Origin of the sequence: Leifsonia sp. NCR5 (assembly GCF_002105485.1) — a bacterium.
GTDB lineage: Bacteria > Actinomycetota > Actinomycetes > Actinomycetales > Microbacteriaceae > Leifsonia.
Genome location: NZ_NCSR01000016.1, coordinates 69,686 through 81,923, shown reverse-complemented (window position 1 = coordinate 81,923; position 12,238 = coordinate 69,686). Strand labels below are relative to the sequence as shown.

Sequence of the window (12,238 nt, the reverse complement as noted above, 5' to 3'; positions counted from 1 at the left end):
TGCTAACTCACGTCTTTGTTCACGCCTGTGTTTGTAGGAAAGAGGGTCAAACGTGTCGGTCTCCATCAAGCCGCTCGAGGATCGCATCGTCATCAAGCAGGTCGAGGCTGAGCAGACCACTGCATCTGGTCTGGTCATTCCTGACACTGCCAAGGAGAAGCCGCAGGAGGGTGAAGTCGTCGCCGTCGGCCCCGGCCGCATCGACGACAACGGCAACCGCGTTCCGCTCGACGTCGCCGTCGGCGACAAGGTCATCTACTCCAAGTACGGGGGAACCGAGGTCAAGTTCGGTGGCGAGGACTACCTCGTCCTCTCCGCTCGCGACGTTCTGGCCGTCGTCGTCCGCTGACGACCGGCTGTTCGAGGGCCCGGATGCGCACGCGCATCCGGGCCCTTTCGCGTCCCGGCGTCGGCAGCCCCGCGTAGGATCGCTCCGTGTCCCAGAGCGAAACCACCCCCGACCAGACCGTCACGGAGAAGCCGCTGTCCGAACATCGCCGCTCCGGACTCGTCTACGCCATCTCCGCATACGTGCTCTGGGGCATCCTGCCGATCTACTTCCTGTCGCTGGTGCCGGCGAGCGCGTGGGAGATCGTGGCGTGGCGGGTGCTGTTCTCCCTCGTGTTCTGTGCCATCCTGCTCACCGTCACCCGCAGCTGGCGGGTGTTCGGAGCGCTGCTGCTGAACAAGCGCGTCGTGTTCACGATGGGCGTCGCCGGCGCCCTCATCTACGTGAACTGGCAGACCTACGTGCTCGCGACGGTCAGCGGGCACGTCGTGGAGGCGGCGCTCGGCTACTTCATCAACCCGATCGTCACCGTGTTCCTCGGTGTTCTCGTGCAGCGCGAGAAGCTGCGGGTCGCGCAGTGGGTGGCGGTCGGCGTGAGCATCGTCGCCGTGGTCGTGCTGGCGATCGGCTACGGCTCGATGCCGTGGATCGCCCTCATCCTGGCGTTCTCGTTCGGGCTGTACGGCCTGATCAAGAAGCGCGTCGGCGGGGCGGTGGATGCGGTCTCCGGGCTCACCTTGGAGACCATGTGGCTGACGCCGGTCGCCATCGTGCAGCTGGTGGTGGTGGGCGCGACGGTCGGCATCACCATCGGCACCGTGAGCGTCTGGCACACGGTCGCGATGGCTGGCGCGGGCGTGATCACGGCCGTTCCCCTGCTGTTCTTCGCCGCCGCGTCACGGAGGCTGCCGCTGGTCTACATGGGGTTCATCCAGTACTTCGCGCCGTTCATCCAGTTCCTGGTGGGCGTCGTCGTGTTGCACGAGGCCATGCCACCCGAGCGCTGGTTCGGGTTCGCCATCGTCTGGCTGGCGCTGCTCATCCTGTGCGTCGACATGATCGTCGCCAGCCGCTCCGGGCGGAAAGGCGCGGAACTCGACGTCGCGACCGTGGAATAAAACACCAGGGTTCTGCCGTTACGATTGATTATCCGCAGGCGCTGGTGGCGGCGGACTTCTTCCAACTCCGCAACGACTAAGGGGTGAAATGGATCAGTCGGATCCGTTCGGTTTCATCGGTTTGACCTACGACGACGTGATGCTGCTTCCTGGCTACACGGACGTCATCCCGAGCGAGGTCGACACCTCCTCGCGGCTCACCAAGCGCATCTCGGTCTCCGCCCCGCTCCTGTCGAGCGCGATGGACACCGTCACCGAGTCCCGCATGGCCGTCGCCATGGCGCGCCAGGGCGGCATCGGCATCCTGCACCGCAACCTCTCGATCGAAGACCAGGCGGCACACGTCGACAAGGTCAAGCGGTCGGAGTCCGGCATGATCACCAACCCGGTCACCACCACTCCTGACGCCACCGTCGAAGTAGTGGATGCGCTCTGCGGCCAGTTCCGCGTGAGCGGCCTCCCCGTTGTCGAGGCGGACGGCAAGCTCGTCGGCATCATCACCAACCGCGACATGCGTTTCGTGTCGCCGTTCGAGCGCACCAGCACGTACGTGCGCGACGTGATGACCCGCATGCCGCTGATCACCGCGCCGGTCGGCATCGACCCGGACTCCGCCGTCGCCATCTTCGCCGAGCACAAGATCGAGAAGCTTCCGCTGGTCGACGCCGACGGTCGCCTGCGCGGTCTCATCACCGTCAAGGACTTCGACAAGAGCGAGAAGTACCCGAACGCCACCAAGGACGACGAGGGCCGCCTGCGCGTCGGCGCGGCCATCGGCTTCTTCGGCGACGGCTGGGAGCGCGCGATGACCCTCATCGACGCCGGAGTCGACGTGATCGTCGTCGACACGGCGAACGGCGAGAGCCGCGGCGTCCTCGACATCATCAGCAGGCTCAAGCACGAGCCGCGCGCCGCCCACGTCGACGTGATCGGCGGCCAGGCGGCCACCCGCTCCGGTGCTCAGGCACTGATCGACGCCGGCGCCGACGCGATCAAGGTCGGCGTCGGACCAGGCTCCATCTGCACCACCCGCGTCGTCGCCGGCGTCGGCGTTCCGCAGGTGACCGCCGTCTACGAGTCCTCGCTCGCCGCGCGTCCGGCCGGTGTGCCGCTGATCGCCGACGGCGGCCTGCAGTACTCGGGAGACATCGCGAAGGCGCTCGTCGCCGGAGCGGACACCGTCATGCTCGGCTCGCTGCTCGCCGGAACCGCCGAGTCGCCCGGCGACCTGGTCTTCGTCAACGGCAAGCAGTTCAAGAACTATCGAGGCATGGGCTCGCTCGGCGCGATGCAGACCCGCGGCAAGAAGACCTCGTACTCCCGCGACCGCTACTTCCAGGCGGACGTCCCGAGCGACGAGCAGCTCATCGCCGAGGGCATCGAGGGTCAGGTCCCGTACCGCGGCCCGCTGTCCGCCGTGGCGTACCAGCTGCTCGGGGGCCTGCGTCAGTCGATGTTCTACGTCGGCGCCCGCACCATCCCCGAGCTCAAGGAGCGCGGCAAGTTCGTGCGCATCACGCCGGCCGGGCTCAAGGAGTCGCACCCGCACGACATCCAGATGGTCGTCGAGTCGCCGAACTACACGCGCTGACGCCACCTGCTCCACCGAAACCGCCGTCCACTCCCCGTGGGCGGCGGTTTCGTCTATTCTGGAAGGCTTTGTCCGCATCCAGTTCAGGAGTCCCGTCATGGGCCACATCGACGTCTCAGGCGTCTCGTACACCCTCGCCGACGGCCGGCCGCTGCTCGACGACGTCTCGTTCCGAGTGGGTGACGGACGCGTCTCGGCGCTGATCGGCGCGAACGGCGCGGGGAAATCGACGCTGCTGCGGATCATCCGGGGCGAGCTGCGACCGGATTCCGGTTCGGTGGTCATCGACGGCGGTCTCGGGGTGATGGACCAGTTCGTCGGCCACGTGCGCGACGACCGGACGGTGCACGACCTCCTCGTGCAGGTGGCCCCTCCCGCTGTGCGCGCGGCGGCCGAGCGGCTGATCGCCGCGGAGGACGCGATCATCGAGCGCGACGAGACGGACACCCAGCTGCGCTACGCCACGGCCATCGCCGAGTACGCGGATGCGGGCGGATACGACCAGGAAGTGCTCTGGGACAACTGCACGGTCGCGGCGCTCGGCATCCCGTTCGAGCGCGCCAGGCTGCGGCCGGTGCGCAGTCTGTCCGGCGGGGAGCAGAAGCGCGTCGTGCTGGAGGCGCTGCTGCGCGGTCCGGAGCAGGTGCTGCTGCTCGACGAGCCGGACAACTACCTGGATGTGCCAGGCAAGCGCTGGCTGGAGGAGCAGCTGCGCGCCACGCGCAAGACGGTGCTGCTCGTCTCGCACGACAGGGAGTTGCTCGCGAGCGCCGCCGATCGAATCGTCACCCTGGAGCTCGGCGCGGCAGGCAACACCACCTGGACGCACGGCGGCGGTTTCGGCGGCTACCACGCGGCCCGCGAGGAGCGCATGGAGCGCCTGGACGAGTTGCGCAGGCGCTGGGACGAGGAGCACGCGAAGCTCACGGCGCTCGTGCTGCGCTTCAAGGAGAAGGCGAAGTACAACAGCGATCTCGCCTCCGCGTACCAGGCTGCTCAGACCAGGCTCGCGAAGTTCCTCGCAGCCGGTCCGCCGGAGGCGAGGCCGCGCGAGCAGAACGTGCGGATGCGGCTGACCGGCGCTCGCACGGGACGCCGCGTCGTCGAATGCCACGGCCTGGAACTGACCGGGCTGATGCGCCGGTTCGACGCGGAGGTCTGGTTCGGCGAGCGCATCGCCGTGCTCGGCTCCAACGGCTCCGGCAAGTCGCACTTCCTGCGGCTGCTGGCCGCGGGAGGGACCGATCCCGATCCGGCGGCCGGTCACCTGGCGTCTGCGGAGGTCGCGGGGACTCCGGTGCCGCACACCGGCGTCGTGAAGCTCGGGGCGCGCGTTGCACCCGGGTTGTTCGCGCAGGCCCACGAGCATCCGGAGCTGGTCGGCAGGACGCTGCTCGACATCCTGCACCGCGGCGACGACCGCAGGGACGGGATGCCGAGGGAGGCGGCCAGCAGGGTGCTGGACCGCTATGGCCTCGCCGTCGCGGCCGAGCAGAACTTCGAGTCGCTGTCCGGTGGGCAGCAGGCGCGGCTGCAGATCCTCCTGCTCGAACTGTCCGGGGCGACGCTGCTGCTCCTCGACGAGCCGACGGACAACCTCGACCTGGTGTCGGCGGAGGCTCTCGAAGACGGACTGGCCGGTTTCGAGGGAACGGTGCTCGCGGTGACCCACGACCGCTGGTTCGCGCGCGGGTTCGACCGGTTCCTCGTCTTCGGCGCGGACGGCGAGGTGTACGAGACGGGCGAGCCGGTGTGGGACGAGGGGCGGGTGGCGAGGGCGCGCTGACGGGTCAGCGCATCCGGGGTCAGCGCACCCCGGGTCAGCGCATCCGGGCGATGCGCGTGACCGCCTCCTCCAGCACTGCGGGCGAGCACGCGAAGTTCAGTCGTACGAACCCGGCGCCCTGCCGGCCGAAGTCGGTGCCGGGGTTCAGCGCCACCTTCGCCTCGTCCAGGATGCGCGCGCTCGGGTCGTCTCCCCAGCCGAGCGCGCGCAGATCCACCCAGGCGAGGTAGCTCGCGTGCGGTTCGCGGTAGCGCGCATCCGGGAGGTGCTCGGCCAGCAGCGTCGTGAGCCGCACGCGATTGCTGCCGATGGCGGCCAGCGCATCCGCCAGCCAGGCGCGGCCGTCGCGGTATGCGGCCTCGGTGGCGATGCGTCCGAGGTGGCTTGTGCGCACCTCCACTTCGATGGGCAGCGACCGGATGCGGTCGGTCATCCTGTCATCGGCCGTCACGAAGAACGCGCACTTCAGCCCGGCGAGGTTCCAGGCCTTGCTCGCGGCGTGGGCGGCGATCCCGTGGCGGCGGGCCTCCGCGGAGACGGAGAGGAACGGGGTGAACGTGGCGTCCGGGTGGGTCAGCGGCGCGTGCACCTCGTCGCTGACCACCACGGCGTCGTACCGCGCGGCCAGCGCGGCCACCTCCGCCAGTTGCTCGGAGGAGTGCACCAGCCCGAGCGGGTTGTGCGGGTTGCAGAGCAGGAACGCACGGGCGCCCGCGGCGAACGCGCGCTCGATGCCGTCCAGGTCGAGCGCCCAGCCGGCTGCATCGGAGAACAGCAGCGGCACCTCGTCGACCACCCCGCCGGCCTCCGGCACCAGCTCGAAGAACGGCGGGTAGACCGGGGGCGTGATGATCACCCGGTCGCCCGGCCGGATCGCCAGCCGCAGGGATTCGACGATGACGACGCTCACGTCCGTGGTCGTCAGCGTGCGCTCCGGCTCCACCTCCCAGCCCCAGGATGCGGAGGCGAAGTCGGCGAGGGCGCGCTTCGCGGCGTCGTCCGGCCCGATGTATCCGGTGTCGGAGCGGGAGATGGCGTCGTGCAGCGCAGCGGCGACCGGCTCGGCGAGCGGGTAGTCCATCTCGGCGACGAACAGCGGGAGCACATCGTCCGGATACGCGCGCCACTTCTCGCTGGTGCGGGTCCTGAGCTGGGAGAGCGGGGAGGCTTCGACCGTCATGGGACCACTCTGCCAGCCCTCCGCCATAGACTGAACGAGTGAGTATGGAGATTGAGATCGGGCGCGCCAAGCGCGCTCGCCGCGTTTACGCCTTCGATGACATCGCCGTGGTTCCGAGCCGGCGCACCCGCGACCCCGAAGGTGTGTCGGTGTCGTGGTCCATCGACGCGTACCAGTTCTCCATCCCGTTCCTCGCAGCGCCGATGGACTCGGTCGTCTCTCCGACCACCGCGATCATGATGGGCCAGCTCGGCGGTCTCGGCGTCCTCGACCTCGAAGGCGTCTGGACCCGCTATGAAGACCCGGAGCCGCTGCTCGCCGAGATCCGCGGCCTCCCCGCCGACAAGGCGACGGCCAGGATGCAGGAGATCTACGCGGAGCCGATCAAGCCGGAGCTCGTCACGGCACGCCTGGCCGAGATCCGCGAGGGCGGCGTCACCGTCGCCGGCGCGCTCTCCCCGCAGCGAACGCAGGAGCTCTACGAGACCGTCGTCGCCGCCGGCGTCGACCTGTTCGTGATCCGCGGAACCACGGTGTCCGCCGAGCACGTCTCCAAGAGCGTCGAGCCGCTCAACCTCAAGAAGTTCATCTACGAACTGGATGTGCCCGTCATCGTCGGCGGCGCGGCCACGTACACGGCCGCTCTGCACCTGATGCGCACCGGTGCTGCCGGCGTGCTCGTCGGCTTCGGCGGCGGCGCGGCATCCACCACCCGCTCGACCCTGGGCATCCACGCTCCGATGGCCACGGCAGTCGCCGACGTCGCCGGCGCTCGCCGCGACTACATGGACGAGTCGGGCGGACGCTACGTGCACGTCATCGCCGACGGCGGCCTCGGCAGCTCCGGCGACATCGTCAAGGCCATCGCCTGCGGTGCGGACGCCGTCATGCTCGGCTCGACGCTGGCCAGGGCGACGGACGCTCCTGGCGGCGGATACCACTGGGGTGCAGAGGCGCACCACTCGCAGCTGCCGCGCGGCAACCGCGTCTCCGTCGGGCAGGTCGCCCCGCTCGAGGAGATCCTGTACGGCCCGGCCCCGGTGGCCGAAGGCTCTGCGAATCTGGTGGGAGCCCTTCGACGCTCGATGGCAACCACGGGATACTCGGACTTGAAGGAGTTCCAGCGCGTCGAGGTCGTCGTCGCGCCGTACCGAGCGCAATAAGACGTCGGCCGATGGCGGCCGAGTTAGGGAGAGAACGATGGTCACACAAGGATCCGCGTCCAACCCCGCCGTGACGTATCCGTCACGGCTCGGCCCCGCAGAGCGAGCTGACGCGATCGCCGCGCTCAAAGACACCGAGCTCGACATCCTCGTGGTCGGCGGCGGCATCGTCGGCACAGGCAGCGCGGTGGATGCGGTCACCCGCGGCCTCAGCGTCGGACTCGTCGAGGCGCGCGACTTCGCCTCCGGCACGTCGAGCAGGTCGTCGAAGCTCGTGCACGGCGGCATCCGGTACCTGGAGCAGCTCGACTTCCGGCTGGTGCGCGAGGCGCTGATCGAACGCGGCCTGCTGCTGCAGCGCATCGCCCCGCACCTGGTGAAGCCGGTGCGCTTCCTCTACCCCCTCAAGAAGCGGGTGGTCGAGCGCGCATACGTCGGCGCCGGCATGATGCTGTACGACATCTTCTCCTACACCGGCCTCCGCCCGCCGGGCGTTCCGCACCACCGTCACCTGTCCAAGCGGCAGGTGCAGCGCGCCATCCCGAGCCTGGCGAACGACGCGCTGGTCGGCGGCATCACCTACTACGACGCGCAGGTGGACGACGCGCGCTATGTCGCGAACCTCGCCCGCACCGCAGCGCACTACGGGGCCCACGTGGCCACCAGGGTGCGCGTCGAGGGCTTCATCAAGGTGGGCGAGCGCGTGGTCGGCGTGCAGGCGCACGACCTGGAGACCGGGGAGCGGTTCGAGATCCGGGCCAAGCAGGTCGTCAACGCGACCGGCGTGTGGACGGACGACACCCAGGCGATGGTGGGGGAGCGCGGCCAGTTCAAGGTGCGGGCCTCCAAAGGCATCCACCTGGTGGTGCCGCGCGACAGGTTCCAGTCGAAGATGGGCCTGCTGCTGCGCACGGAGAAGAGCGTGCTCTTCGTCATCCCGTGGGGCAGGCACTGGCTGATCGGCACCACGGACACCGACTGGCACCTCGACAAGGCGCACCCGGCCGCGACGGCCGCGGACATCGACTACCTGCTGGCTCACGTGAACGCGGTGCTCGGCATCCCGTTGACCCGCGAGGACGTGGAGGGCGTGTACGCCGGGCTGCGGCCTCTGCTCGCCGGGGAGTCGGAGCAGACCAGCAAGCTGTCCCGCGAGCACCTCGTCGCGCACTCCGTGCCCGGCCTGGTCGTGATCGCCGGCGGCAAGTGGACCACGTACCGCATCATGGCGAAGGACGCGATCGACGCGGCCGTGGATGCGCTCGATGGCAAGATCCCCGCGAGCGCGACGATGGACATCGCCCTCGTCGGCGCGGAGGGATACCAGGCGGCCTGGAACAGGCGCAAGCGCATCGCGGCGGACAGCGGCCTGCACGTCGCCCGCATCGAGCACCTGCTCAACCGCTACGGCACGATGGCCGAGGACATCCTCGACCTCGTCCGCGACGATCCGGAGCTCGGCAACCCGCTGCCCGGCGCGGACGACTACATCGGGGCGGAGGTCGTCTACGCGGCGTCGCACGAGGGCGCGCTGCACCTCGAGGACGTGCTCGCCCGGCGCACCCGCATCTCGATCGAGGCGTGGGACCGCGGCGTGTCCGCCGCCCCCGTCGCCGCGCGGCTGCTCGCCGGCGTGCTCGGCTGGGACAAGGCGCGCGAGGAGCGCGAGGTGCGCACATACCTCGAACGCGTCGCCGCCGAACGCGCGAGCCAGCTTCAGCCGGACGACGAATCGGCCGACCGCATCCGGTTGGAGGCGCCGGACATCGTGGATGTCGACGCCGCGGCACTGAAAGCGGAGAAGTCGCCCAAGACGGCGAAGTAGGGCCGATACACCATCAAGCCCGGAGCCACCTTCAGGTGGCCCCGGTATTCTTGGTGCACCTGCCCCCAACACAATTGGAGACGGAACATGGTTGACGTTCGACGGGTCAAGTTGCCCGGGGTCGGGGTGCTGCATACCTTCGTCACAGACGATGGCGGAAAGGTCGGCGTGATCGCCCACCGGTCCGGTCACAGCGACCTCATCACTTTTTCCGACCACGAAGACGGTGCAGACGTGACGAAGGTCTCGCTGCGCCTGAACGACGACGAGGCCCACACGCTCGCCGAACTGCTCGGTGGCACGCAGATCACCGAGTCGCTCACCGCGCTCGACCAGATCCCCGGCCTCAGCATCGACTGGTTCAGCGTCGACTACGAAGACCACATCGCCGGGCAGCAGCTCGGCAGCCCCGCCGACCGCGGGATGGTCGGGCTGACCGTCGTCGCCGTCGTGCGCGGCGAGTCCGCCAACCCGGCGCCGGCTCCCGACTTCAAGGTGTTCCCCGGCGACACGCTCGTCGTCGCGGGGTCGCCGGAGAAGGTGGCCAAGGCTTTCGCATTCTTCCGCACCGGTGAGCTGCCCGTCCGCGCCACCGTCGACGCACCGCCTGGGGGGTAGCCATGCATCTCGGCGAAGACCTCATCATTCTCGGCGTCCTCCTGCTCGTGGCATACGTGCTCGGGCGTCTCGGCAAGCTGGTGGGTCTCCCCGCGATCCCCATCTACATGCTCGTCGGGCTGCTCGCCAGCCCGCACACCGGCTGGTTCCCGCTCAATTTCGAGTCGAACTACATCGAGCTCATCGCGATCTTCGGGTTGATCCTGCTGCTGTTCAACCTGGGGCTGGAGTTCGATCAGGACGAATTCTTCGGCAACTTCGGCAAGCTCATCATCTCCGGCGGTTCGTACATCGTCGTGAACATGGGCGTCGGCCTCATCTTCGGCTTCATGGTCGGCTGGGGCACCAGGGAAGCCCTGATCATCGCCGGAATGACGGCCACGTCGTCCAGTGCGATCGTGACCAAGCTGCTGATCGAGCTGAAACGTCTGGCGAACACAGAGACGCCGATGATCCTGGGCGTCACCGTCGTCGAGGACATCTTCATCGCGATCTACCTCGCAATCGTCTCCGTCGTGCTGAGCGGCGAGACGGACTTCTGGCCGATCGTCGCCAAACTGGCGATCGCCTTCACCTTCCTCGTGGTGATGTTCACGATCGCGCGGTTCGGCGGCCGGTACGTGTCCAAGCTGTTCCGCACCAAAGACGACGAACTGTTCACCATCCTGTTCTTCGGCTTCGCCGTGCTGTTCGCCGGCATCGGCGAGATCCTCGGCGTCACGGATGCGATCGGCGCGTTCCTCATCGGGCTCGTGCTCGGCGCGACGAAGTACCGCAACAAGATCGAGCACATCGCGATCCCGTTGCGGGACGTGTTCGCCGCGTTCTTCTTCCTCAACTTCGGCCTCGCGCTGAACCCTGCCCAGTTCCCGTCCGTCGTGGTCCCCGTGCTGCTGGCGGTGCTGCTGACGATCGTGCTGAACATCCTCGCAGGGCAGTTCGTCGCCTGGATCAATGGGATGGGCGTGCAGGCCGGCATCAACACCACTGTCATCCTGCAGAACCGCGGCGAGTTCGCGCTGATCCTCGCCACGCTGTCGCTGAGCGCGGGGCTGGATGAACGCATCCAGCCGTTCGCGGGCCTGTACGTGCTGATCATGGCCGTCCTCGGGCCCGTGCTCGCAGCAAACTCCGAGAAGATCGGTGCGATGATTCTCCGGGCCGGCAAAAGCCCGAAGAAGAAGCGCACGAAGAAACCCGAGCGCGATCCGATGCTCGACGAGGAGATCGCGCTCGTGGAGGCGGCGACAGCCGACCTCGACCCAGAGGCGCGATCGGACGACACCCGGCAGGCCATCGACCGCGTCGTCGAGCAGGCTATGCACGAAGACAGCAGCGACCGAAAGCGGGACTGAGCCATTAGCACGACCAGCGGCAGTGGAGAGACCACACTGTTACAGATGATGCTGCGCCCGCGGTGGATCGGCGCACTCGTCTTCGCGCTGCTGCTGGCCGGTGGATTCGCGTGGCTGGGCCAGTGGCAGCTGGAACGCGCCGTCGAGGCGGGCAAGGTCGTCGAGATCCCGAGCGAGACGGTGCTGCCGCTCGCGAAGGTGGCGAAGCCGGACGGCCCGATCGCCGACACGGCGACCGGCCAGCTCATCAGCGTGACCGGCTCGTTCGTGCCGACCGACTATCAGCTGGTGCAGGGCAGGCTCAACCACGGAACCGCCGGCTGGTGGGTCGTCGCGCACGCGACCGTGCCAGGCGCCGAGGAGGGCGCGCGTCCCGTCGCCCTCGCCGTCGCGCGCGGGTGGGCCGCCGACGAAGCGACCGCGACGTCGGTCATGGCGCGGCTCGCCGATGAGCCGGCCGCCCAGCAGGAGATCGTCGGCAGGCTGCTGCCGACCGAGGGGCCGGAGGTCCCGAGCGACAAGAAGCACCCGACGGCGATGACCACCATGTCGGTCGCCGCCCTCTACAACCTCTGGACCGGTGTGGACGGCATGGATGTGTACTCCGCATACGTCGTCGAGAAGACGCCGCCCGCCGGGCTGACGAAGATCGACTCGCCCCCGCCCATCCAGGAGCGCACGCTCAACTGGCTCAACATCTTCTACGCGGCGGAGTGGATCATCTTCGCCGGATTCGCGGTCTTCTTCTGGTATCGCCTGGTGAAGGACGCGAAGGAGAAGGAAGACGAATTGCGCGAGCTCGCCGCCGGAACGGCCGCCCCGCTCGGGAAAGTAGAATAGACCCATGCCCCTCGCTCCCAAGCTCGCCGATTTCCCGAAGATCCGCGGGGCGCTCCGGTTCTACCAGGTGTTCGCATACATCACGGGCATCATGCTGCTGCTGCTCTGCCTCGAGATGGTCATCAAGTACGGGATGGGCTACCAGCTCTTCGCGTTCGGCAACCACGGCGTCTTCGCCCTGGTTCCGGTGAACGACCCGGTGACGCCGACGGGCGTCGACCTGAGCACGGGCATCCTGATCGCGCACGGCTGGCTGTACGTCGTGTACCTGTTCTCCGACTTCCGCCTGTGGAGCCTGATGCGGTGGAACTTCACGAAGTTCGTGGCGATCGCCCTCGGTGGCGTCATCCCGTTCCTGTCGTTCTTCGTGGAAACCCGCATCACCAAGCAGGTGAAGTCTTATCTGGCCGGCCGTGAGGCCGAGGAAGCGACCCTCGTGGAGGCATCAAATTAGCACTGACCCAGCATTCTCC

The 12,238-nt window shown here is 68.3% G+C and carries 11 protein-coding genes; 10 read left to right on the top strand and 1 reads right to left on the bottom strand.

Annotated features, from left to right (window positions below; translation table 11 throughout):
- Window positions 1-52: 52 nt before the first annotated feature.
- From groES to B7438_RS14085, 4 genes are all read left to right on the top strand, one after another.
- Window positions 53-349 carry a co-chaperone GroES gene (gene groES / locus B7438_RS14100; protein WP_055894868.1) on the top strand — a complete coding sequence of 99 codons (297 nt, stop codon included), beginning with the start codon at window positions 53-55 and terminating at the stop codon, window positions 347-349.
- Between the two features lie 86 nt (window positions 350-435).
- Window positions 436-1,407, top strand: a complete 972-nt coding sequence (rarD, locus tag B7438_RS14095) for an EamA family transporter RarD (protein WP_373270198.1) — start codon at window positions 436-438, stop codon at window positions 1,405-1,407.
- Window positions 1,408-1,495: 88 nt separating this feature from the next.
- Window positions 1,496-2,998, top strand: coding sequence for an IMP dehydrogenase (gene guaB, locus B7438_RS14090; protein ID WP_085370234.1), 1,503 nt, complete (start codon window positions 1,496-1,498; stop codon window positions 2,996-2,998).
- Window positions 2,999-3,095: 97 nt separating this feature from the next.
- A complete protein-coding gene (locus B7438_RS14085; RefSeq protein ID WP_085370233.1) occupies window positions 3,096-4,784 on the top strand; it encodes an ABC-F family ATP-binding cassette domain-containing protein in 1,689 nt (562 codons plus the stop codon).
- A 34-nt stretch (window positions 4,785-4,818) separates the two neighbouring features.
- On the opposite strand, the gene B7438_RS14080 is transcribed toward B7438_RS14085, so the two are convergent.
- Window positions 4,819-5,964, bottom strand: a complete 1,146-nt coding sequence (locus B7438_RS14080) for a MalY/PatB family protein (protein ID WP_085370232.1) — start codon at window positions 5,962-5,964, stop codon at window positions 4,819-4,821.
- Between the two features lie 44 nt (window positions 5,965-6,008).
- Between B7438_RS14080 and B7438_RS14075 the strand changes: the two genes are divergently transcribed.
- The 6 genes from B7438_RS14075 (at window position 6,009) to B7438_RS14050 (ending at window position 12,219) form a co-directional block, all read left to right on the top strand.
- A complete protein-coding gene (locus B7438_RS14075; protein ID WP_085370231.1) occupies window positions 6,009-7,127 on the top strand; it encodes a GuaB3 family IMP dehydrogenase-related protein in 1,119 nt (372 codons plus the stop codon).
- 37 nt (window positions 7,128-7,164) lie between these two features.
- Window positions 7,165-8,952 carry a glycerol-3-phosphate dehydrogenase/oxidase gene (locus B7438_RS14070; RefSeq protein WP_085370230.1) on the top strand — a complete coding sequence of 596 codons (1,788 nt, stop codon included), beginning with the start codon at window positions 7,165-7,167 and terminating at the stop codon, window positions 8,950-8,952.
- 87 nt (window positions 8,953-9,039) lie between these two features.
- A complete protein-coding gene (locus B7438_RS14065; protein WP_085370229.1) occupies window positions 9,040-9,570 on the top strand; it encodes a cation:proton antiporter regulatory subunit in 531 nt (176 codons plus the stop codon).
- A 2-nt stretch (window positions 9,571-9,572) separates the two neighbouring features.
- Entirely contained in the window at window positions 9,573-10,925 is a 1,353-nt protein-coding gene (locus tag B7438_RS14060; RefSeq protein ID WP_085370228.1) for a cation:proton antiporter, read from the top strand.
- A 45-nt stretch (window positions 10,926-10,970) separates the two neighbouring features.
- Entirely contained in the window at window positions 10,971-11,765 is a 795-nt protein-coding gene (locus B7438_RS14055; RefSeq protein ID WP_085370227.1) for an SURF1 family protein, read from the top strand.
- A 4-nt stretch (window positions 11,766-11,769) separates the two neighbouring features.
- The gene (locus B7438_RS14050; protein ID WP_085370226.1) at window positions 11,770-12,219 is read left to right on the top strand and encodes a DUF3817 domain-containing protein; all 450 of its coding nucleotides are present in this window, start codon (window positions 11,770-11,772) and stop codon (window positions 12,217-12,219) included.
- Window positions 12,220-12,238: the final 19 nt, after the last annotated feature.